The 25,387-nt window shown below is 43.8% G+C and carries 15 protein-coding genes and 1 pseudogene; 14 read left to right on the top strand and 2 right to left on the bottom strand.

The window, feature by feature from the left end; all coding sequences use genetic code 11:
- Positions 1-12: 12 nt before the first annotated feature.
- The 14 genes from AC1D69_RS16230 (at position 13) to AC1D69_RS16165 (ending at position 22,935) form a co-directional block, all read left to right on the top strand.
- Positions 13-900: an AraC family transcriptional regulator gene (locus tag AC1D69_RS16230; protein WP_495457190.1), complete on the top strand. Its 888-nt coding sequence runs from the start codon at positions 13-15 to the stop codon at positions 898-900.
- A 228-nt stretch (positions 901-1,128) separates the two neighbouring features.
- On the top strand, positions 1,129-1,446 hold the full coding sequence (locus AC1D69_RS16225; RefSeq protein ID WP_495457189.1) for a hypothetical protein: 318 nt from the start codon (positions 1,129-1,131) through the stop codon (positions 1,444-1,446).
- 15 nt (positions 1,447-1,461) lie between these two features.
- On the top strand, positions 1,462-1,710 hold the full coding sequence (locus tag AC1D69_RS16220; protein ID WP_495457188.1) for a hypothetical protein: 249 nt from the start codon (positions 1,462-1,464) through the stop codon (positions 1,708-1,710).
- Positions 1,711-1,854: 144 nt separating this feature from the next.
- Entirely contained in the window at positions 1,855-2,952 is a 1,098-nt protein-coding gene (locus AC1D69_RS16215; protein ID WP_495457187.1) for a hypothetical protein, read from the top strand.
- Positions 2,953-3,219: 267 nt separating this feature from the next.
- A complete protein-coding gene (locus AC1D69_RS16210) occupies positions 3,220-5,049 on the top strand; it encodes a sensor histidine kinase (protein ID WP_495457186.1) in 1,830 nt (609 codons plus the stop codon).
- Entirely contained in the window at positions 5,042-6,556 is a 1,515-nt protein-coding gene (locus AC1D69_RS16205) for a response regulator (RefSeq protein ID WP_495457185.1), read from the top strand. The genes AC1D69_RS16210 and AC1D69_RS16205 overlap by 8 nt, the downstream gene beginning before the upstream one ends.
- Before the next feature lie 195 nt (positions 6,557-6,751).
- On the top strand, positions 6,752-8,224 hold the full coding sequence (locus AC1D69_RS16200; RefSeq protein WP_495457184.1) for an ABC transporter substrate-binding protein: 1,473 nt from the start codon (positions 6,752-6,754) through the stop codon (positions 8,222-8,224).
- Positions 8,225-8,324: 100 nt separating this feature from the next.
- Entirely contained in the window at positions 8,325-9,257 is a 933-nt protein-coding gene (locus tag AC1D69_RS16195; RefSeq protein WP_495457183.1) for an ABC transporter permease, read from the top strand.
- Positions 9,258-9,280: 23 nt separating this feature from the next.
- Complete coding sequence (locus AC1D69_RS16190; RefSeq protein ID WP_495457182.1) at positions 9,281-10,198, top strand: carbohydrate ABC transporter permease; 918 nt, start codon at positions 9,281-9,283, stop codon at positions 10,196-10,198.
- Positions 10,199-10,226: 28 nt separating this feature from the next.
- The gene (locus tag AC1D69_RS16185) at positions 10,227-12,527 is read left to right on the top strand and encodes a glycoside hydrolase family 3 N-terminal domain-containing protein (RefSeq protein WP_495457181.1); all 2,301 of its coding nucleotides are present in this window, start codon (positions 10,227-10,229) and stop codon (positions 12,525-12,527) included.
- Between the two features lies 1 nt (position 12,528).
- Positions 12,529-15,666, top strand: a complete 3,138-nt coding sequence (locus AC1D69_RS16180; RefSeq protein ID WP_495457180.1) for an alpha-mannosidase — start codon at positions 12,529-12,531, stop codon at positions 15,664-15,666.
- Positions 15,667-15,679: 13 nt separating this feature from the next.
- The gene (locus AC1D69_RS16175; protein WP_495457179.1) at positions 15,680-16,999 is read left to right on the top strand and encodes a glycoside hydrolase family 125 protein; all 1,320 of its coding nucleotides are present in this window, start codon (positions 15,680-15,682) and stop codon (positions 16,997-16,999) included.
- Complete coding sequence (locus AC1D69_RS16170) at positions 16,996-20,121, top strand: beta-galactosidase (protein WP_495457178.1); 3,126 nt, start codon at positions 16,996-16,998, stop codon at positions 20,119-20,121. The genes AC1D69_RS16175 and AC1D69_RS16170 overlap by 4 nt, the downstream gene beginning before the upstream one ends.
- Positions 20,122-20,187: 66 nt before the next feature.
- Entirely contained in the window at positions 20,188-22,935 is a 2,748-nt protein-coding gene (locus tag AC1D69_RS16165; protein ID WP_495457177.1) for an alpha-mannosidase, read from the top strand.
- Between the two features lie 333 nt (positions 22,936-23,268).
- Here AC1D69_RS16165 and AC1D69_RS16160 read toward each other — a convergent pair.
- Positions 23,269-24,032 (bottom strand): annotated as a pseudogene (locus tag AC1D69_RS16160) (transposase); the annotation flags it as partial.
- Positions 24,033-24,524: 492 nt separating this feature from the next.
- A complete protein-coding gene (locus tag AC1D69_RS16155; protein WP_495457176.1) occupies positions 24,525-25,382 on the bottom strand; it encodes a sugar phosphate isomerase/epimerase family protein in 858 nt (285 codons plus the stop codon).
- Between the last annotated feature and the right edge of the window lie 5 nt (positions 25,383-25,387).

The raw sequence follows: 25,387 nt of genomic DNA, 5'->3' as shown, positions 1-25,387 counted from the left end.
GGAGGGGGAGCGATGGATTGGTTAGAACGGATGAATCGTGCACTCGACTATATTGAAGGTCACCTCTATGGAGATATCGATAATGAACAAGCAGCACGGTTAGCCTTATGCTCGGTGTATCATTTTCAAAAAGTATTTTCCATTATTACGGGTGTTTCGCTTGCAGAATATATTCGACGTCGCAGATTGACAATGGCTGCTTTCGATATTCAGCATAGTCAAACCAAAATAATCGATATTGCATTAAAATACGGTTATGAGTCACCTGAAGCATTCGCACGTGCCTTTCATGCGCTACATGGATTGACTCCAACCTCAGCTCGTGGGGAAGGGGCAATGCTTAAAGCGTATCCCCGAATCTCTTTTCATATATCAATTCGAGGAGATGTAGCTATGGATTATCGAGTGATTAAGAAAGAAGCATTCTCAGTGTATGGTATCGACCGTGTGTTTACAGCCGATCAAGAAAAGCAGTTTACAGATATACCCCAATTTTGGATTGACTGCGCGCAGGATGGAAGCCTCGAGAAGCTGGCTCTATCGGCACAAAAGGACAAAGATGATGAGCTTAGTATGATTAACGCTATATGTTGGAGTAATGAGGGCAAGATGGATAGTTCCTTCCGCTATATGCTGTTTAATTACATGGCAGATCATTGTAACGCAGAAGGTTACACTGTGCTGGATGTTCCTGCATCAACATGGGCTATCTTCAGAACAAGAGAGCATTCAGAGGAAGAGACGAGTACTGTTATTCAGGAAATGATTAAGAGAATCTATACAGATTGGTTACCGACAGCATCATATACTAAAATTGATGAATATGAGATGGAGCTGTATTTTGGGAAAGATGAACATTGCTATTGTGAGGTATGGTTACGGGTTGTTCCTAAGCCATAGATCATGTGTTTTGCAAGCTTTGCAGAAGTGTAGATTATCTTCTCAGGCATTCTTCGTCTTCGTTCCTTGGAAATGTAATTAAATAGAATTTTGGGAGACATAGATTAAGATGGAAACAAACCAGAGCCTTCGGGTCGCTATCCAAAAATCTGTACAATTTCTAGAATCTGCTCCGAATATGGAGTTAGATCGTTGCGAGCACAGCCGTGAAAAATGGGACGGTGCTTGATGACATATGGCTGTGATGTGGACAAGGAGATGCCTTGGATTCGCAAATGGTTCTTACAGCATCAACAGTCTGATGGAGGATTAAACTGCGATCCGGAAGCTTATATACATTCTAATAAAAGCTCTATTGTTTCAACTCTACCTCCACTAGAGGCTATTCTGTGGTATACAAACCGCGATTTCACGGAGCAGGAAGCGATCTTCTTGGATGAAGGTGCACGTTATTTGATTGAACATCGTCTCGTATGTTCTAAACAAACGGGGCATATCATCGATACGGAATGGCTGAAACCTTGTTTTCCAAGGTTTTTTGAATAGGATATATTGCGTGGCATGTCCTTCTTAGCAGTATGGTCACGACGCAGAGACAAACCGCTGCCAGTTGATCTACTTCTAGAAGGCGTGCAACTGCTAGACAGCTATATCGAAGCAGGAACTTTACGAATCGGTAGGCAAGTATCCGATCCACAAGGTCCATGGGGCGGAAATACCTTTGACCTTCTAGAAGAAGTATCCGTAATCGGTGATGTTTCACCTTATCTAACCAAGCAACTAACTAGTATTGTAGAGGAATTAAAGTAAGACGCGATAGCGAGCGACAACAATGCTGATGAGCGATGATGGATGAAGAAGGACTTTCCAACCTACATGTGGAATCATTCTTAAAGGGATCATTACTCTAATTGTTCACTAACTGAACATCAGGATAGGCTGGGGATCATAAGGATGCAAGAATTCGTATTGTCTGATGGAGAAATTGTAAGACTGAAGCATTATATTAATCGCAAACATCAAAGTCTTGATCCGAAGAGACGAGCATCTGTATTTGCGGATGCAGCGCACCGAATTATTGAAAGCCGCTTACCTTCTTTTCCAGAAGAGGTGAAGAAGAGGCTGTGTTACGAGCTTCTTAGCAAGTTTAAAGAATCTCTTATTATTCAGGCAGATGATGTTCTTCAACATTGTATGTCTCTCGATTTGAGCAAAGATGAGCTGATATCCTCTTTAGCTGAATGGGCTTGTGCCAGATCCACATTAGAATTACAGGAAGAAGTGGTTCGAGACATCCTTCTTCAATGGTCACAGGAAGAACTCACTACAGTCTCACTTCAAGCATTGGAGAGAGAATGGGAGCAACAGAACCTGAACAGCCACATGGAAATCGCCGTTTCCGTTGTTAATGAACCGGTTGTTCCCTATTGGAAGAAAGCAAGGCTCAATCGGAAGGTATCTATTGCGAGTCTGTCTCTAATTGTGGTTATTCTAGGTATAATGTTGATATTATCATTAGAGCAGCGGTCTTCTACATCTATATCTACTGAAGTTCCTATAAATAACCAAGTGATTCGTGACCTGAAACCGGTCGATGGAATACCTAAGGAGCTCAAATACGTTTCAATAGATAAGAAACGATTGAATCATTATTTGAAGGGGAAGAACTCCATTTTAGCTGAGGAACCGTACATGTCTGAGATTGTGAAAGCTGCACAGAAATATGATATTCATCCGCTTTTATTGTTTGCCATTACAGGGCAAGAGCAGGGATTCGTTTCAAAAAATCATAAAAAAGTAAAAGAGATAGCGAATAATCCTTTTAATGTATTTGGAAGTTGGGAGAGTTACAATACAACGATTGCATCTTCAGCTAATATCGCAGCGAAGACTGTAGCTAATATTAGCAATAGGCGTCCAGGAACAAGCCACCCGATTCAATGGCTAAACCAAACCTATGCGGAGGATCCAAATTGGTGGAAGGGTGTTACATGGTTCTTCAATGAGATAAAGCAAGAGGTTGAAGATGAACCTTTTAACTGGCCTCAGTAGAATTCTTATGAGGACTCTTCTCGTATGAGCTTGAAGTTTATATGTATGATAACGGAAAGTTACATAATGAAAAGCAGCTTTCTCCTTGAGTGGGAAAGCTGCTTTTCTATTATTATTTCCATACGTTAGACAGTGAAAATGAGTTCATGATATTTTGGACTTAACATTTTTTATCGGAGGGCTTTTTTTACTCTTTGCTAAATGTTGATTCGATATGCTGGAAACATTGTTATAATTAACCGAAAAGACAACATGGGAGGCATAGTGATGGTCAGGAGACTTTACGGAAATTATTTTAAAAACAATGTGTTCTTGAAAATGATTCTGCTCTACTCGGGTATTACGATTATTACAATCATTACCTTCTCTTATTTAATGTTTCACTCCATGTCCCAATCGGTCGTTGGGAAAGAACTAGACATCCAGAAGAATGCGATGGAGAGTGTGAGTAATTACTTGGATGCTAAGTATGTTGCGGTAAAAGACATGACGCTTGCGATGTACCGGAATGAGACATTATCAGGGAATCTATCTTATTTCTTAACACATCCGTTTCAAGATTATGCCCAGCATAAATTGGATCAATATTATTACAATAATGCTGATAAATCGACCGATGTCCTGGAATTTTTAAAAGATCAGCTTGATAATGATGAGGATATACGGAACTTAATGCTGTATAGTGCGGATCAGCAGAATCTGTTCACCTTTGATCAGAATAAACACTTCAAAGCGATCTCTACCAATGCTGCTAACTCTTACATCCCTGATGTCATGGCTTTGGAAAATAAACATATTTCCCGACCTAACGTTTGGGTTCGCACAGCGATCAACCAGTGGGATTCGCATTTGTACTCGGTTCGGATACCGCTTAATGACAAAATAACGTTAAAAAATATCGGTCAACTATTGATTTATTATGACGCTGATCACATTTCAAATGTACTATCCAGTTATAAAGATAAATTAAAAGGGGATATTGCCGTCATATCTCCGGATGGAGGGGTAATGTATGATTCATCCTCCCAATATTATGAAGGGGGTTACCCCTATGCAGATCAGAGTTCATTTCTCTATAGTGACAAAAGCACTAAACTCGCGGATGAGGGCATGTATATTAACAAGCTAATTTCGAACGAGGGTGGATATATGGTCGTTGGTGTAGCACCTAAGGATGTCATTGCACAGTCTTATACGGGCCTCCGTAATACGATTATGTTGATCAGCGCGATCTGTATCATCATCTCTATTGTTATTCCCTCGCTATTCGTTGCTAATTACGCTAAGCGGACAAATAGAATTATACGGTTCACAAGGAAAGTGAAAAATGGTGAATTGGAGGCTCGAATTGAGGACAAGCGTGAGGACGAACTCGGGCAAATATCGAAGAGTTTCAACAACATGATGGATGACCTCAATCTCTACATCGATAGGGTATATAAAGCGGAAATTAAGCAGAAGCATACAGAGCTAGCAGCTTTACAAGCAAGGATTAACCCCCATTTTCTATATAATACGCTTGAGGTTATCCGTATGCGAGCGATCTCTCAGGGTGCCAGTGATGTGAGCGAAATGATCTACATCCTATCCGTGTTGTTCAAAGGTCTTGTACAGCAGAAGGAGATTCACTTATTCACAGATGAACTGGAGGCATGTCGTCTTTATCTTGAACTGTTTCGGATTCGATATAAGGATAAGTTCTCCTACCAGATCGAAATCGAGCCGATGCATTCCTTAAAAGTCGTTATGAAGATGTCACTGCAACCGCTAATTGAGAATTACATCGTACATGGAATAAGAACGGAACGGACGGATAACCATCTATCGATTCGAGTGTTACAGGAGATAGGATTCATAGAGGTCATTATTGAGGATAACGGACGAGGAATTGATCCGGTAAGACTAACACAAATAAAAGATTCTCTGGACAAGCCGGAAGAAGAAGGTGGATCGTTCGGATTACGTAGTGTACATACTCGACTGAAGTTATTATATGGTCCGTCTTATGGGCTTGATATACAGAGTGAATTAGACAACGGGACGACGGTAATCGTAAGGTTTCCCGATATTGAAGTGGAGGGGAATCAGTATGTATAAAGTACTTATTGTTGATGATGAGCCGTTTATCCTTGAAGGATTGTACAATATCATTCATTGGGCGGATTTCGGAATGGAAATTGTGGGGCATGCAGAGAATGGGCAGCTAGCCATGGATATTCTGAGACATACGACTGTAGATCTGCTAATTTCAGATATCTCTATGCCGGTCATGAATGGGCTTCAGTTGATCAGTAGTGCTCGGGAGATTCAACCTAATCTATTAGCAATCATTCTTAGTGGGTTCAGTGAATTCAATTATTTGAAGGAAGCTATGAAGCTTGGAATTGAGAATTACCTATTAAAGCCCATAAACATTGAAGAGTTAAAGTCTACACTGCGAGGTATGGTAGAGAAGTTGAATCTTTTACTTGTGGAACAATGGTTTGATAGTAAGGGTGTGCAAATCGTAAAAGATAATATATTGCATCGCTGGTTGAAGGGTCAAATGGCTACGACGGAGTTCAATGAGCGGGCAGACCTTCTTGGGATTCAGCTTAAACGGCCTTTGGCTTCCGTATCCATTGTACGGAGTGAGAAGGCAGGCGATGAAGTATTCGACCTGATTACGAAGCTTTTTGATAACGATGATTCATTCACACCATTTCGTGATATGGATGGGGACATCGTTATTCTTTCCACGATGGAGGTATTGGAAGAAAAGAGGTTGAAAGAAAACTTAGAAGATATACATGAACGTATTACTGCGTTCAGTCCAGTTCGTATCTCTATGGGAAGTGTAGGATTTTTAATTCAGCATGCTCCTAAAAGTTATGTTGAAGCCAAAAAAGCAATGGAGTATTTCCTCATCTGCCCCCAACAGGCGATTATGGAATATAGTGAGCTTCCACTATGTGAAGGACCACTCAAATCGGTATTTCCTATAGACTGGTCGGAATATGTCAAGCTTATATTAGCGAAAGAGACGGAAAGCCTGGAAGAGAAAATAGGGAATGATTTTAAAGAGATCCAGAGACTAGAGGGAATGACACCAAGCCATCTACAGGATATCGCTCTTGAACTGATCGTCCGATTCAAAATGCAATTAAAGGAAATGAATCACAAGGAAGAAGCTGAACCATTCACTTTGGCTTTTACGACGGTTAGGGAAGCGGATACAGGAACTGACCTGATCAAGGCGATCCAAGAGGTGGCAGTTTCCGTTATCGATGCATTGGTTAGAGATGTAAAGAATCCGGTTGTTCAGCAGGTGCTGAAGTATATTCATGAGAACTATGCTGGAGAGTTCTCCCTCAAGACATTAGGAGCAGCTTACAATATCCATCCCGTGTATTTGGGACAGTTATTCCATAAGGAGACGAACGAGACGTTCACCGGATACATTAATAAATATCGTGTAGAAAAGGCCAAGGAGCAACTTAAAACAACTCATTTAAAAGTCCATGAAATAGCTGCAAACGTAGGTTATTTAGAAAGCGGATACTTTTATAAACAGTTTAAAAAGTATGTTGGCATTTCTCCGATTGAATATAAAGGGCTACTCTAGTATTTTTATTTTCTTTAATTTCTACACCATTTATTAAGTTTATCCTCTATTTGAAAGTGCTTACATGAACTAAAGTGAAGATAGCCGTTAAACAAAGTATGACAGACGAACAGAGTGTATAAAGACTAGCGAACTTACTGTAATGGCAACGGATTAATTGTTAAGAAACACTACAGAACAGAGGGGAACTATAAGATGAAGAAGAAAAAGAGCTTTACGATTATGCTTGCCACGTTGATGGCATGTACACTGACGCTTAGCGCATGTGGAGGAAATAAAGACAATAGTTCTAGTAACAGTGGAAGTACTGAGAAGCCTGTTGAACTGATCTGGTATACCATTGGTGCACCACAGAAGGATACAGACCTTGTTATCGCCGAAGTGAATAAATATACGAAGGAAAAAATAAACGCTACCGTGAAGATGAAAATGATCGACTACGGTGACTATTCTCAAAAAATGCAGGTAATGGCTGCATCTGGCGAGCCGATGGACATTTTATTCACCTGTGCATGGGCCTTCGATTATGTACAGAATGCTAGAAAAGGTGCATTTACTCCAATTGATGATTTATTGACTAAAGAAGGTAAAGGAATTATCGAAACACTGGATCCAGCATTCCTTGAAGGTTCCAAAGTGGATGGTAAGAACTATGGCGTTCCGGCCAACAAAGAACTACCAGCATTGGAAGTATGGCGTTTCAACAAGGAACTCTTAGATAAATATAACCTTGATATCAGCGGCGTTAAATCCTTAGAGAGTGCAGAGCCACTTCTCAAAACGATCAAAGAAAATGAGCCTAACGTTACGCCATTTGCTATTAACAAGGATTACGTACCATTGATGCCTTTCGATTACCTAATTGAGAAAATGCCTATGGCAGTAAAACTGGATACAAAAGACTATAAAGTTATAAACATGTTGGAAACCCCGGAATTGAAAGCTAGCCTTGCTACGATGCATAAGTACTATAAAGCAGGATATATTTCACCAGAAGCAGCTACAACGACTTCAACAGATGATCTGATCAAGACTGGGAATTGGTTCACGGATCGTGCTGCTACTCAGCCTCTTGCAGATAACCAATGGTCAGCCAGCTATGGCTATCCTGTTGTATCTACTCCAGCGGGAGATTCTATCGTGTATAACTGGTCCGTAATGGGTTCCATGCAGGCAATCTCAGCTAACTCGAAATATCCTGAGAAAGCTATGGAGTTCCTGAATCTAATAAATACGGATAAGTATCTACGTAATCTGTTGGATTCCGGAATCGAGAATGTTCATTATGAAAAAATTGCCGATAATATGATGAAGAATTTAGCGGAATCTAAAAACTATGATATCCCAACATTCTCAATTGGTAACGTTCTCCTTACGTATTTAAACGAAGGTGACCCTGAAAATAAATGGGATGAATTCAAAAAGTTTAATGATGCAGGTAAAAATGCACCGTTGCTAGGGTTTAACTTTGACACTTCCAAGATCACAAATGAAGTCGCAGCTGTGATGAACGTCAAAGAAGAGTTCTGGTCCTCGCTAATGACAGGTACCGTTGATCCAGATGTATATTTACCGAAAGCGCTAGAGAAATTCAAAGCTGCCGGATTGGACAAAATTATGGTTGAAGCACAAACACAAGTTGACGCATGGGTAGCATCTAAGAAGTAGTAAGCACAGGAAGTTTGAATCTGAAAGAACCGGGTGCTTTCTAACGTATACCCGGTTCTTTTTTTTCTTGTTCGTTATAACTCAAGTGGGAGGGATATGTATGATCGGTGGATTTCTAAAGAACCTTGTCAAGAATAAAATCATGCTGCTTATGGTATTGCCCGGCACATTATGGTTCCTCTTCTTTGCCTATCTACCAATGCTAGGAACGATTATTGCATTTAAACAGTATCGTTACAGTAGAGACGGATTCTTGGCTAGTATTATTGAAAGCAAGTGGGTGGGATTTGATAACTTTAAATTTCTATTCAGTACGAATGATGCTTATATCATTACACGAAATACGTTACTGTATAATGTTGCATTTATTACGCTAGGTCTGATCTTGTCCGTTATTCTTGCTGTGGTATTGTCTGAAATTGCAAATAAAAAGCTCGCTAAACTGTATCAAACAGGGATGTTCTTACCTTACTTCTTATCATGGGTTGTAGTCGGGTATTTCGCATTTAGCTTTCTGAGTATGGACCGGGGGATGCTGAACCAAATTACAGGATGGTTTGGGATGGATCCGATTCAATGGTACTCTGATCCGAAATATTGGCCTTATTTCCTAGTTCTTATCTTTCTATGGAAGGCTGTTGGTTACAATAGCGTCGTCTATTTAGCAGCCATAATGGGGATTGATAGATCACTTTATGAAGCTGCCATGATTGATGGAGCCAGTAAGTGGCAACAGATCCGTAGTATAACGATCCCTATGTTGAAGCCGATCATTACGATCATGACGTTGCTTGCTATCGGGAAAATATTCTATGCCGATTTCGGATTGTTTTATCAAGTTCCACGAAATTCAGGTACGTTGTATAGCGTTACTAACGTCATTGATACCTATGTATATCGTGGGCTTAAAACGACGGGTGAAATCGGTATGAGTACGGCTGCTGGATTGTATCAATCTCTTGTTGGTTTCATTCTTGTTATGACTTCGAACTATATAGTACGTAAAGTGGATAAAGATAGCGCCTTATTCTAGAACCTATGGAGGGAGTGAGTCCTGTGTCAAAAAGAAAATCAAAAGAAAAAGATATCCATCGCCTTCGAGGTTCATGGAATGTAGTGTTTAATTTAATCGCCGGTATTTTTGCTTTCCTCTGTATATTTCCTTTTCTGTTCGTTGTCATCATTTCCTTTACAGATGAGGGGGCACTGGCACGTGATGGCTATCAATTGATTCCATCTCAGTGGAGTCTGGAGGGTTATCGGTACGTATTCCAGAATGGAGAAGCACTGTTGAATTCTTACTTCGTGACCATTTCGGTCACCGTCGTTGGAACCCTATTGAGTCTCTTTATCACTGCGTTGTATGCCTATGCTATTTCGAGAAAAAGCTTCAAGTATCGTAATTTTTTCGCTTTTCTAGCATTCTTCACGATGTTATTCAATGGTGGTTTAGTTCCTACTTACATTGTCGTTACACAATTAATGGGACTGAAAGATTCATTCTGGGCACTGGTTCTTCCTCTTGCTCTAAATGCATTCTACATTATGATTCTACGAACCTTCTATACGACAAGTGTACCGGATGCCCTCATTGAAGCGGGTAAAATTGATGGGGCGGGAGAATTCCGAATATTCTTAACAGTTGTACTACCACTTTCCCTACCAGGTCTTGCGACAATTGGTTTGTTCAGTACACTTGGTTATTGGAATGATTGGTTCAATGCTTTGTTATACATCGACAACCCAAATCTAGTACCGCTGCAGTCGATGCTAATGCGGATCGAAACGAGTATGCAGTTCATTCTTCAGAATTCACAGAATAGCTCATTAAGTTTAGGGGCTATGCAAAATATGCCTCAAGATACTTCACGCATGGCGATGGTTGTGCTTGCGACTGGACCCATTATTTTCGCATATCCTTTCTTTCAACGTTATTTCATTCAAGGTCTGACTATCGGTGCTGTAAAAGAATAAAGTCATATATAGAGAAGAGAGTGGAGCTATGATCTATCAAGATAGAAGTATGCCAACTGAAGATCGGGTAGAGCATCTGCTCGGTCTTATGACTGTAGAAGAAAAAGTGGGCCAGCTCATTCAGCCTTTCGGTTGGCAGACTTATGAACATAGTGAAGGGGAAGTTGTTCTCACTGAGTCTTTTAAAGCTCAAGTGGAGAATGGAGGTGTAGGTTCGCTGTACGGTGTACTACGCGCTGATCCATGGACAGGTGTTACGCTTGAATCAGGGCTTTCTCCGAGAGAAGGCGCTGAGGCTGTCAATGCGATCCAGAAGTATGCTATAGAGCATTCGCGCCTCGGTATTCCCATTCTAATTGGTGAAGAATGCTCACATGGACACATGGCCATTGGAGCAACTGTATTTCCAGTACCCTTATCAATCGGCAGTACATGGAACGTGGATTTATACCGTGAAATGTGCAGAGCTGTCGCTAGGGAGACAAGGAGCCAAGGAGGTGCGGTAACTTATTCTCCAGTGCTTGATGTGGTCCGCGATCCAAGATGGGGACGAACGGAAGAATGCTTCGGAGAAGATCCGTATTTGATCAGTCAGTTCGCTGTTGCCTCCGTAGAGGGACATCAGGGTGAACGTCTGGATAGCGAAGACAGTGTGGTAGCGACGTTGAAACACTTCGTTGCTTATGGTAGTTCAGAAGGTGGAAGAAATGCGGGCCCTGTTCATATGGGACTTCGAGAGTTACTTGAGGTAGACATGTTACCTTTTAAGAAGGCTGTCGAAGCGGGTGCTATCTCCATTATGCCTGCTTACAATGAAATTGATGGTATTCCTTGTACGGTGAATACGGAATTACTTGAGTCGATTCTCCGCTCAGAATGGGGATTTGAAGGAATGCTAATTACCGATTGCGGTGCAATAGATATGTTGGCATCTGGACATGATACGGCGGAGGATGGAATGGATGCGGCAATACGGGCGATTTCAGCCGGGATTGACATGGAAATGTCGGGTGAAATGTTTGGTCGCTATTTAGTAGAGGCTGTTCATCAGAACAAACTTGATTCAGGCGTGTTGGATCAGGCTGTACGGCGAGTACTCACATTGAAATTCAAGTTGGGTCTGTTTGAACAACCCTATGCCGATCCGGACAAAGCTGCGAAGGTCATCGGTAGCGAGGAGCATATCAAGCTTGCGCGGCAGACAGCTTCAGAAGCCATCATTCTACTGAAGAATGAAGCGAATACATTACCATTATCTAAGTCCATCGGTAAGATTGCTGTGATCGGCCCGAACGCCGATCAGGGATATAATCAACTGGGTGATTATACATCGCCACAGCTGCGATCCAAAGTAGTTACTGTACTGCGAGGCATTAGTAACCATTTGCATAATGACTCTGAACGTCTCTTATACGCCCCGGGTTGCCAGATTAAAGGTGACTCCAAAGAAGGGTTCGAATATGCACTAACTTGTGCAGCGCAGGCCGACACCGTTGTCATGGTGGTCGGCGGATCGAGCGCTCGCGACTTTGGTGAAGGAAGCATCGACTTAAAGACGGGCGCGTCCAAGGTGACGGAGCATTCTTGGAGCGATATGGAATGCGGTGAAGGGATTGACCGGATGACCCTCGAACTTGCAGGAGTACAGCTAGAATTAATTCAGGAAATTTATAGACTGGGGAAACCCGTTGTTATTATCTATATTAATGGCAGACCGATTGCTGAGCCCTGGGTAGACGATCATGCCCACGCTATTCTGGAGGCGTGGTATCCAGGGCAGGAAGGTGGAAATGCCATTGCTGACATTTTGTTTGGTGAGGTGAATCCATCGGGTAGGCTCACGATATCTATTCCAAAACATGTAGGACAGCTTCCCGTTTATTATAACGGCAAGCGTTCACGCGGCAAGAGGTATCTAGAAGCAGATTCGCAGCCTAGGTATCCGTTCGGTTATGGTCTAAGTTATACGGAATTCTGCTATTCAAATTTAACAATAACAGCGGATACAATGACCCCGACAGGAAGCGTATCCGTTGCCATTGAATTGACGAATACAGGCCAGGTTGAAGGTTCAGAAGTTGTTCAGTTATATATTACGGATGTCGTCAGTACAGTTACAAGACCAGCGAAAGAACTGAAGGACTTCTGTAAGGTTTCTCTGAAGCCTGGTGAGACCCGGAGGGTAGAATTTACTATTTCTGCAGAGCAATTAGAATGTATAGGAATGGATTATAAGCCTGTTGTTGAAGAAGGGTTGTTTCGGATTCATGTAGGTAGGCATGTCAATGACACACTAAGCACGGATCTAATGGTTAGGGAGGTTCGATAATATGGAACGTATTACACGATTTATTCGCGAATTGTCCGAGCATCAATGGCTCGAACAATCGGAACTCAATGACTGGGAGATTACTCGGACGACCTATAAACTGCCAGGGGAGTATGAAGATCGTGCACTGTACCCTGAGGGAAATGGATTGGCCCATTTTCCGAGTGTGCAGGGGACGACGTACTTCTTCAGACAAGTTGTTGAGCTATCAGAAGACTGGATGAATGGCAAAGCGGGCTTGTTGTTTGAATCGGGTGGAGAAGGTTTGCTCCGGATAAATGGATTGTCGCGTCATGGACTAGATCGGAATCATACGTATGTGACGTTAAATCCGATATTAGAGCATCTAGAAACCAACGTCAGAACCCTAGCATTGGAAATTGAATTATATGATCCAATCCCTGAACCAGTAGATCCTCTTAACCAGCAGGCTGTTATTCAACCGCCGATTCGCTCGGTACGTAGTTTGATTGTATTGCCCAATCATCCTGTTCAAAGCCTGATGCATACGGTAACAGTGATCCGAGCATCTAGCATTCTTTTGCCAGAGCAGGATTTCCGTCGTAATCGACTGATCCAAACGTTATATGAAGCGATGGATACATTTGTTGCAATGGACGAGAAGGAAATACGGGAAGGCAGTACAATCATCTTATTAGAAGAGAAATTGAAACGACGTGTAAACGAGATTGGTGGAAATGCCGAAGGGATTCAGCATATGGTTGGGCAGTCGCATATTGATATTGCCTGGTTGTGGCCGGTTCGAGAGACGGTCCGCAAGACCAGTCGTACGTTCTCCACCATTGATGCGTTGATGAACGAATATCCTGATTTCAAGTATGCACAGAGCCAGCCACTGCTCTTTTCTTTTCTCAAAGAGAACGACCCGGAACTTTATGGACGGGTCAAAGCAAGAATTGCTGAGGGGCGCTGGGAACTCGTTGGTGGGATGTGGGTCGAGCCGGACCTGAATATACCAAGTGGTGAATCACTTATGCGACAGATGCTCTATGGACAGCTTTTTTACAAAGAAGAATTCGGGATGACTTCTGATATTGAGTGGCTTCCGGATACGTTCGGATACTGTGCTTCACTGCCTCAAATCTTGAAGCATGGTGGTGTGAACTATTTCATGACCACGAAACTTGGTTGGAACGACACCAACGTATTTCCTTATGATCTGTTCCATTGGGTTGGGATCGATGGAACACCGATGCTTTCATATCTCAATCATGGTGTGAACGAGAATACGATGCCTAAGGATATCCATGATCATTGGCAGTCCTATAGGCAAAAAGACAACCATGCTGAACAAATGTTATTGTACGGACACGGTGATGGGGGCGGTGGTGTCACGCGCGAAATGCTTGAATATATAGAGCGTGGTGAGCTGATGGTTGGCCAACCGGAGGTCCGATATAGCACTGCCGCAGATTTCTTCGGCGCAATAACAGAGCAGGATCCAACGTTGCCAGAGTGGCGGGGAGACCTGTACTTGGAGCTTCACCGTGGAACCTACACGACGCACGGACGGAACAAGAGAAGCAATCGCAAGGCTGAAATATTGTATCGTGAAGGAGAACTTTGGAGTGCGTTGGCGGCACCATTGCTGACACAGGCAGAAGAACGTGAAGTCCGGGGTAGCCTTCACGAGGGATGGAAACTAATTTTACTGAATCAATTTCATGATATTATACCAGGCTCTGCGATTACGGAAGCCTACGAAACATCTGAGAAAGAATATACGCAAATTTTCGAAAAAGGAAATAGTGGTCTTCAGTATGGACTGAATAAACTTGTTGCTGATATAACAACGGAAGGAACAGGTACCCCATATCTAATCTTCAATAGCTTGGGTTGGAAAAGGGATTCTATTGTTGAGAGCGACATAACAAGGGGTACAGCGTGTGCTGCGTTCTATGATGATGAAGGTATACGTCTGGATACCGATAGGATACGAGGAGAGAATGGAGACAACGATAAATGGTCCGTTCGAGTATCTGGTATTCCGGCATTTGGATATAAGATAGTATGGCTTAGATATGAAGAAATGAATGTCTCGCCCGAAGCTACGGATCGACCCAATATGCTTGCAGATCAATGGGAGACAGCATTCTACAGCGTTCGGTTTAACGCTAATGGGGAAATAGTAAGCTTGTACGACAAGAAGGCCCAGAGGGAAATCGTGAAGACCGGTGAACTGGCCAATCGTTTTCATTTCTACCATGACCGACCTACACTGTGGGATGCTTGGGATATCGACGCACGATATGAAGAACAGCGAGCAGGCGAAGCGGTGCTGCTTGAGAAGAAGCTGATTATGGCCGGAAGTACACAAGATATTCTCAGGTTCCGCTGGCAGTTGCATCAATCGGAAATCACGCAAGATATCGTATTTTACCATCATGATGCTCGCATTGACTTTAAGACGCATGTACGTTGGAATGAATCACATAAGCTACTCAAGGTAGGCTTCCCAGTTGATATTGTGACGGAGAAAGCGACGTATGAGATTCCTTTTGGTGCGCTAGAACGACCAACGCACCGCAACACGAGCTGGGAGCAGGCGCAGTATGAAGTTTGTGGGCACCGCTTCGCTGACGTGTCGGAGAGAGGATATGGTGTCAGTCTGTTGAATGATTGTAAGTATGGTTATGATGTTCAAGGCAGTACCCTTCGCTTGTCACTATTACGGGCACCTAAGTGGCCCGATATAACCGCTGATTTGGGTGAACATGATTTCACTTACTCTCTATATCCGCATGCTGGAGATTGGCGAACTGCCCAGACGGTAAGGAAAGCAGCCGAACTTAATCACTCGATGCCTGTTGTTGTAAGCGAACAAAGGAAGGGAACGCTACCGTCTTGCTTATCGTTCATTCCTTTCAAGAGTCAAGAAGTGGTATTGGATACCATTAAACCAGCAGAAGATGGCGATGGTGTCATTCTTCGGTTCTATGAATCTTCTGGTGGACGCGAGAATGTATCTCTAAGTTGGCCTTATGCGCTTACGAATGTTTATGTATCGAATGCCCTTGAGGAACAATTTGAAGAACTGGAAATGATCGAGGGAACGATAGAACTTCAATTTTCCCCATATGAAATTAAGACTTTAAAATTAATCCCTAACTTATCATAAAGGAGTGACTATCATGGAACAATTCAGACTTCCAACGATCTCTATGCCGAAGATGGCACTTCCACCGGCTATTCAAGACGTATTGAACGAAGCAGAGGAGAAGCTCGCTCATCGTCCGAAACTGTTACAGCTGTTCAAGAACTGTTTCCCGAATACATTAGAGACAACTACCAAACTCATGGATGACGGAACAACCTTTGTAATTACTGGAGATATCCCAGCTTCTTGGCTTCGTGACTCTGTGGAGCAGGTCATGCACTACATCCCTTTTACCAAGAACGATGCTGATCTTCAACGTATTATAAGTGGGTTAATCAAACGTCATATTCAATATATTCATATCGACCCATACGCGAATGCTTTTAATGAGACGGCCAATGATTGGCATTGGAGTACGGCAGATATTACGGACATGTCTCCATGGGTATGGGAACGCAAATTTGAGATCGATTCTCTGTGTTTCACTATGCGTTTAGTGCATGCTTATTGGAAAGAGACAGGATTGACCGATATATTCGATGCTGGATTTAAGGCAGCTATGGTTAAGATATTCAACTTGTTTAAAACGGAACAGCGACATTTCGAATTGTCACCTTATCGTTTCACACGTAATAACGGTATTCCAGAAGACTCGCTACGCAACGACGGAATGGGTATGCCTGTCAACTATACCGGCATGGTATGGTCCGGCTTCCGGTCGAGTGATGATGCATGTGATTTCCATTACAATATTCCAGGAAATATGTTTGCTGTGGTTACATTGCGTCAGATGCAAGAATTCGCAGAATGGGTATTCCGTGATATTGGCTTGTTAGACGAACTTAAAGCATTGGAAGCGGATATTGATCATGGCATCCAGCTGTATGGGATTTATCGTCATCCGACATTCGGACCCATCTATGCCTACGAAACCGATGGTTTCGGTAATTACTGCTTGATGGATGATGCTGGAACACCGGGACTTATGTCTATTCCTTATCTAGGTTATGTTACGGCAGATGATGAAATCTATCAGAATACGAGACGCTTTGCCTTAAGCAAAGAGAATCCATTTTATTTCGAAGGTACTGCAGCTAAAGGAATCGGTAGTCCGCATACTCCGAAAGGATACATCTGGCATATGGCCTTGTCTATGCAAGGATTGACGGCTTCATCTAAGGAAGAGAAGTTAGAAATGATTGCAATGTTAGAGGCAACAGATGCGGATACTGGATTTATGCATGAAGGTTTCCATGTTGATGATCCGACTATTTTCACTAGAAAATGGTTCGCTTGGTCCAATAGTTTGTTCTCCCAGCTTGTCTACAAGGCGATGAAGGAGGAGCTTCTATGAGTAGACCTATCATCATATTCTACGATTCTGAATTTCCAATGTCGGGTTCAATACCTGATCAAGCTCTTGAATCGATGAGTGAATACGGCACGATTGTGGATGGGGATCACCTTGCAGAAGTACTTCATGGATCTGAAGGTGGTTGTTTCATCAACCTGCACGCCCCATATTTTCCGAAATCTGCATGGCCGGACATCCTTGACTATTTGAAAAGAGGCGGTGGGTTGATTAGCATCGGTGGTGCTCCTTTCAAACATCCGGTTCGTAGAGAAGACGGACAATGGCATGTGGAAGTGGAGCAGACTTCTTATCATCAGGAGCTGTATATCCATGAGGCTCTACGCGTTGAGTGTTCACGCATTGAATCGCTGATTACATCCGATGGCATTCCTTTGCTTAAGGGTCAGGAATCCCTGTTCACGGCGAGTTCCGATACATGGAACCTTGTACCCCATACGACGAAGACAAGCGATCTACCACATCAAATGGGTTCCTCGGGTCCGATGAGCACACGAATTTATCCGCTACTGAAGGGAATTGTGCAAGATGGCAGGGAAATGGCTGCTCCAGTGGTACTGTGGGAGAATACGCTCGGTTTGTTTGGCGGCTCACGATGGTTGTTCGTAAATGTCCCAGTGACGGATTTCTTGTGGGAACAAGAGGGTGTATCCGCGATATCCACATGGATCGAATTCTGTGCCAAGGGCGTTACAGAGATGTGGATTAAGCCCAATTACGGTTCCTATGATTCAGGTGAACGAGCCATGCTGACGCTTCAGATCCAGCAGCTTGAACGGGTGAAGTTGTCTTCGCAGATCGAAGAGGCATGGACGTTTACAATTACGGTAGAGCATGAAGAAGATGCATCCCTGCAATGGATCCACAACTTAGAGATGAAGGCTAATGCTGAATTGAACATGGTTCGTATTCCTGTTCCTCTGGAAATCAGAAGTGGAATGTACTTGATTGAATGCCGAGCAGAAGCTGTGGATGGTGAAGTTCGCATAATGCGTCAAGGGTTCTGGGGGCATGCACCTGAGCTACTAGCTGCAGGGGAACCGGTAACAAGCGGTAGAGATTATTTCATAAAGGATGGGCGTCCGCTTCCAGTCGTAGGCATGACCTATATGACAAGTGATGTAGCACGGAAATTTCTCTTCCTTCCGAACGTCGGGGTATGGGACCGTGATATGGCACAGATGCGTAAGGCGGGGATTAACTGGATTCGTACGGGTATTTGGACGGCCTATCGTAATATAATGCAAGACGATGGCCATGTGTCTGAAGACGTACTACGCGCAATTGATGCATTTATCATGACAGCAAAGAAGCACGATCTTCAAGTGACCTTTACATTCTTCTCTTTCACTCCGGAAACATGGGGTGGGGTGAATCCTTACCTAGACCCACAAAGTGTGGAAGCCCAGAAACGATTCATCCGTTCTATCGTTTCTCGCCATAAAGAGACTTCGAATGTAGACTGGGATTTGATTAATGAACCATCGATGTTTGATTCTGTGCGTATTTTCTCAGATGGTCCGAGTTCATGTCATGACCGCTTTGAACAACAAGCTTTCATAGAATGGCTCCAAGCGAGACATGGCGTGATCGAAGTGCTTCAGGAACGATGGAACATGACACCAGCACAGCTCCCGAGCTTCGCTTCGGCAGAACTTCCAGAATCAAGAGAGATTAACTTCGATGTACAGGATATGCACAATGCGAAGAGGGGAACACGCTGGCTAGATTACTGTTTGTTCTCTATGGATATGCATAACCGCTGGGTGAAACAGTTATCCGATACCATTAAGGAACAATGTCCGGGACATATGGTGACGGTCGGTCAGGATGAAGGGTTAGGTGCGCAACGTCCTTCGCCTTTCTTTTATGAAGAAGCAGTAGATTATACCACGGTGCATTCCTGGTGGTTTAATGATTATCTGATGTGGGATGGCATCTTTGCCAAGACCCCGAATAAGCCAAACCTTATTCAGGAGACCGGTATCATGTACGTCGAAACGCCAGATGGACGGGCTAAACGTTCGGAGCATGAGCTACGTAGTCTACTGGAACGTAAATACGCTTACGCCTTTGGGACTGCAGGTGCTGGAGCTGTGCACTGGATATGGAACACGAATTTCTATATGGATAATGCAAATGAGTCCCACATCGGGGCACTGAGAGCAGATGGAACTGAGAAGCCGGAGGCGAACGTATCTTATGATTTCGGTCAATTTATAGAAAGTATCCGTGATGTGTTTGGTGATCGGAAGTTGGAAGAGATTGCAGCAGTATTCCCTTATTCTAACGATTTCTCAAATCGTAAGTTAGCCTTTGCTGCTACAACGCAACTTACCCGTATTCTGGCTTATGATCTCAAAATGCCCTTCCGAGGGGCTTCCGAATATCATCTAGATGACTTGGAAAAGAATCCAGTGAAACTTATTCTGCTACCGAGCGCGCATAACTTTGACGATGCAGCGATGGAACAGCTGATTCGTATTGTTGAACAGACCGGAGCAGTATTACTTGCCACTGGCCCGCTTAATATAGATGCATATTGGCGTCCATCAGACCGCCTGAGTCATATCCTCGGCAAGCACGAGCAACGAAATGTGCGCCGCGAAGAAGTGCTTGATCTGCAAGGCGAAGCACTACCTGTCTCTTTCGGTCACCGGCGCATTGCTGAGGTGACAAAGGAAGCACCTGTTCACGGATCATTGGATAGCTCCATCGGAGATTCTGTCGTGAACATTCCCCTGGGTAAAGGACGAATCATCTGGAGTCCGCTACCTATTGAACTGAGCGAGCGTAGCGACACTACAGCAGCTTTGTACCGCTATGCGATAGAAGCTGCAGGTGTAGAGCGTGAGCTTGATTGGCTTAGCGGAGGCAACTCACCTGGTGTTTACGGGCGCAAGTTGAGCTTCGATACAGGCGCTCTATTCACCTTCGTGTCGGAGTATGCTCTGGACGCGAAGATCGAGGTGAAGGATCCTGCAACCGGTAGAATCTACGAATTTGTGCTGGAACAAGATCGTTCAGTGCTATTTGCAACGAATAAGGCCGGTGATCTGATAGGCGTATATCGCCCGTTGGAAGTTGAGATCATCGTAACTTAAAAATCTCAGTGTCTATGTTAAGTAACTGTGTATGGAGAATGCATTTCATATAAGGAGGTCTTCACTTTGGAAACAACACCAGGTAAATCACGCACTGCACACATCATCTCCCATACCCACTGGGACCGGGAATGGTACCTGCCTTATGAGAAGCACCATGTGCGCCTCGTTCAGCTGGTTGATGCACTACTAGATAAGTTAGATGAAGATAGTGAATATAAGAGTTTTTACCTCGACGGGCAGACCATCATTCTGGAGGATTACCTTCAGGTTCGCCCGGAAAATCAGGAGCGTCTGCAGAAATATATTACGGAAGGTCGCCTGCTCATTGGACCGTGGTATATCCTGCAAGATGCATTCCTGACAAGCGGGGAAGCGAACATACGTAATATGCAAATAGGGCATCAGGACTCGAAAAGATACGGGGAACCATCGAAGATCGGCTATTTTCCAGATACCTTCGGACTCGTAGGTCAGACGCCGCAGTTAATGCAGCAATCTGGGATCACGAATGCCTTTTTTGGACGAGGTGTGAAACCAACGGGATTCAATAATACCGTATCTGATGGAGGTTATGAGTCCTCTTTCTCCGAACTCATTTGGGAAGGGCCAGACGGTTCCAAAGTGCTGGGCATTCTGTTTGCCAACTGGTATTCTAACGGAAATGAAGTACCTGTGGATGAAGCGGAAGCGAAAGTGTTCTGGGAGCGGAAGCTTGCAGACGCAGAAAAATTCGCTTCTACAAGTGAGCTGCTATTCATGAATGGTTGTGATCATCAACCTGTTCAACTGGATTTGCCGGAAGCAATCGAAACGGCAAGGAAGTTGTATCCGGATATGACCTTTATTCATTCGAACTTTCCAGATTATCTTAAGGCAGTAGAGGGAGCAATGGATCGAAGCAACTTATCATCTGTAAAGGGTGAGCTCCGTAGCCAGCGGACAGACGGATGGGGTACCCTAGTAAACACGGCATCAGCACGCGTCTATTTGAAACAAATGAATCAAGAAGGACAGGTGATGCTAGAGAAATTGGCCGAACCACTTGCATCGTTCGCTCACGTATTGGGCAAGGACTATCCACATCATCTGTTTACTTATGCCTGGAAAACGTTGATGCAGAATCACCCACATGACAGTATTTGTGGTTGTAGTGTAGATGAAGTACATCGTGAAATGGTTACCCGCTTTGAGAAAAGCCGCCATGTAACGGAGACTATCGTAGATGATAGTAAGCAAGTGATTGCAACAGCTGTAAATACTTCTGGGTTCGCTGAATATGGTGAGGACGTTCTTCCGTTTGTCGTCATGAACATGACGGGTTGGAAGCGCACGGGTACGGTGAGCATAGTACTTGACGCAGCGCATCTGTATTTGAGAGAAGGTTTCTCTTTGGAAGAAACAGCCCGGCGGATGAAGGAGCTCGATTTGAGCGATCGTGAACTTGTAGACGAACAAGGGAATATTTTGGCATGCACGATGGAGGATTTGGGTCTTCAATTTGGCTACGACTTGCCAGATGATAGATTCCGCCAGCCGTATATGTGTCGTCGAGTACAACTTACATTCCAATCAGCAGAAGTTCCTGCACTCGGCCTTCGCTCATACGCTTGGGTTCGTCGTACAGACGCATTGCCACCAACGGCGGCTAATTCCTTGCTTCAAGGAGACCGGGTAATGGAGAATGAGTCACTTAAGGTAGAGATCCAAGATGACGGTTCATTCACATTGCTCGACAAAAATAATGGCAAGACGTACAGAGATCTTGGTGTGTACGAGAACACGGGCGATATCGGTAACGAGTATATGTACATGCAGCCATTGGCCGAACAGGTGTTGACGACAAAAGGACTTAAGGCGAACATTGCCGTTCTGGAAAATACACCTTACCGAGCTTCTGTTGAAATGAAGCATGATTGGGAAATTCCAGCTTCAGCTGATGAATGGCTTGACGAGGAGCAGCGGGCACTGGTGTACTATCCGGAGCGTAAAGCACAGCGAAGCAGTCGCATGGTCATTCTGAAGCTTCGAACCATAATTAGCATAGAGCGCGATGGTAAGGGCGTACACATTGAAACAACGATAGATAATCCTGCCAAGGACCACCGCGTGCGTGCGTTGTTCCCAACGGATATGAACAATACTGTTCATCATGTAGACTCCATGTTCGAAATTCCTGAGCGGGATATCGAGCCAGCTACAGAGTGGGCTAATCCGAGTAACACACAACATCAGCAGGCTTTTGTGGATATAAGTGAAGAGAACGCTGGTCTTACAGTCGCTAACTTTGGATTGAACGAATATGAAGTGCTTCGGGATGGTCGTAACACCATTGCGATCACGTTGCTTCGTAGTGTGGGTGAACTCGGAGACTGGGGCTTGTTCCCTACACCGGAAGCGCAATGTCTCGGAGAACATACTGTACGTATGGAGCTTATTCCACACACCGGTAATGCTATGACATCAGGTGCTTATTCAGAGGCGTACCAATTCCAAATTCCTTGGGTCGTGTGTCAAACAGATGTTCATGAAGGGATCATTGCACCGGTATATACGCCGTTTGAATGGGAGAACAAGGAACTTGCATTTTCCTCATTAAAAATGAACGAGGCGACTGGAGATATGCTTCTTCGGTGGTATAACATGAGTCAGGAAAATACAGACCTGAGTTTAAGTTCGGCTCTACCTCTGCAGCACTTCTACAAGACGACGATATTGGAAGGGGAGAGTGAGCCAATCGCTAGCTCTTCGAACGGTTGTGTATCCTTACAAGTGGGTCCTTGTGAAATCATAACAGTGGGTATACGTAGATAGAAGGAGATTGATATTGTATTTGAGTTATAGATAATAAAGGGAGCGGTCGCTCCGATAACGGAACATTTCTACAATCGCTGTGGTCTCCAAATTTCTGGATTGACCGCCCAGCGGTTGAAATTCGGAGACCAAGGTGACCGCTTACGCTTTTTCGAAATCGTTCCGTCCTCTGCGCTACTGTTAGCCTTTTTTAATTCACTCCAACACAAGAAATCTCTCTTGTGGGTAAAGTTAAAAAAACGGGGCTGTCCCAAAAGTAGATTTTCTACAAGCGATGATAGATTTTCTTCATTCTCAAAACAGTAAAAAGTCAACAGAGTAGCGATTCTCCCGTTATTGGAGGATCGCTACTCTGCGTTTTTGATCAATCGCGGCTTGTTTCAGAAGATTGTGGGCAAGTAAAAGCCAACCGACCTCAAGCGTTACTTTTTCCAGGCCACGAAGTAGAAATCTCCGGAATTCCCGGTTGTTCTTCAGTTGTCCAAATACACTTTCCGGCTCCGTCATTCGGCCAAGGCGTAACCTTCCTCACTTCGCAGGATTTCCCGTGCCTGTTTCTGGTACCGCAGTCGTTCCAAACTGACAACCACTTCCCGATTTCCTGTTGTCTTCGTACACCGTTCCTTCAGTGGACAGCTCTCACAGCTTTCGCTTCGGTAATGGCGTTTTTGAATTTCGTATCTACTAGGTTGAGTTTCTTTGCTAGTTTTTCGGAAGTGTAACGTTTGTCCAGCGGGGCATATCCACATATCCGCAGCTTCGTTGTACGTCCAGTTCTCAATCTTTCCGACATTACTTTTCCAAGCTTTGCTTTTTTCTTTATGATAGCTGCCGTATTTCACTACAGCTTGAATTTCTTTCTTATCCAGATATGCGTAGTTTTCTTCGCTGTCATATCCTGCATCTGCAATGACGGTTCGTGGGAGTTTGCCAAGTATCTGTCTTGCTTTTTCCATGTGCGGCTCTAAGCAGCGAGTATCGGTAGACCTTGGGTGTAAACTGTAGGCCAAAATAAACTGGTTTTCGGTCCCGACTTGCACATTATAGCCCGATTTTAGTTGACCATTTCGCATGTTGTCTTCTTTCATCCGCATGAACCACCACCGGAATAGGATGCGTCAAAGATCGCTTCGTCCAACCGGTTTACGGCTGCGTTGACGAGACGAACGAGGTGATTTTGTGGAATGTCTTCTTCTAAATCCATTGGCAAGAAAAGTTGATCCATGGTATATGAATGTACAAAAAAATCGCTCCCTTTGGTATGGTTGGTCGTACTTCATTTACCAAAAAGAGCGGTTTTTTTGTGTTGTATTCGGTTGAAAAGTTGCAAAAATATGCTTAAGGTAGCGCAGAGGACGGAACGATTTCGCTGTCTCCGAATTTTAACCGCTGAGCGGTTTCAATCCAGAAATTTGGAGACCACAGCGATTGGAGAAACGGTCCGTTCGCGGAGCGTCTTTTCAGAACATCTAACTTTCTCCTACAAAAAAACAAATGGGGTGCCCCTAGTCATTTTTGACTTTTGGGACAGCCCCTTTTTGGTATTGAGATTCTGTCATCTATCTGAATAAAATGATGAGTCGGTTATTCTAGACTTCATTCCAGATTCGATTTACGTTATTAAAGGCAATCTGGGTTCCTTTACGGCATTCTTCCATGCCTTCGTATTCAATAGACATGTAATTGTCATAACCGGATTGTTTTACGATCCGTAGAATTTCATATAAATTGAGATCTCCTTGACCGGCGATTGCTCCGCGTAGGAATTCTCCTCCAGCACTCTTGAACCAACCCTCACCTGGGTTGCGGTAAGATGGACGGATGTAGAAGTCTTTAATATGCACCATCGATGCATAATTAATATTGTTCTTCACAGCGGATATTGGATTTTCATCCACACATACGAAGTTACCGACATCAAGGGTCGTCTTGAAATTCGGACGGTCTACAGCATGAATAAGTGACTGTACACGGTCGCTGGCTTGTATGTAATACCCGTGGTTCTCTACACTTGTCGTAATATCATATTGTTTAGCATGATCAGCAATACGCTGGCAAGCATGAGCGATGCGGGCTAAATCTTCATTGAATCGAGCAATGGACGTATCTTGGCGGGAAGCTACATCATGGCGCATTAGTTTGGCTCCAAGACGATGGACACGATCTACTTCGCTGATGACACGTTGAATCTCCGCCTCATAGGCTTCTTCTGTATCCGTGATGAAATTCGCTCCGATAGCATAATTGGAAATAGCGATACCTACTTCTGCCGCTTTCTCTCGAATTTGATCTTCTAATTCGGGATTACTATTGAAGTCAAATCCAATCGGAACGATTTCGATATGCTGAGCGCCAATGTCCGCTACCCATGTAATAACGTCCTGAATACTCATGTCATTTGCAGTCATAGCTTGATACAAACTATAAGAACTAACTCCTAATTTCATGATGA

The organism is Paenibacillus sp. Y301 (genome assembly GCF_059445505.1).
Note: the sequence above shows the minus strand (reverse complement) of the source record. Positions and strands in the feature narration are given on the sequence as shown.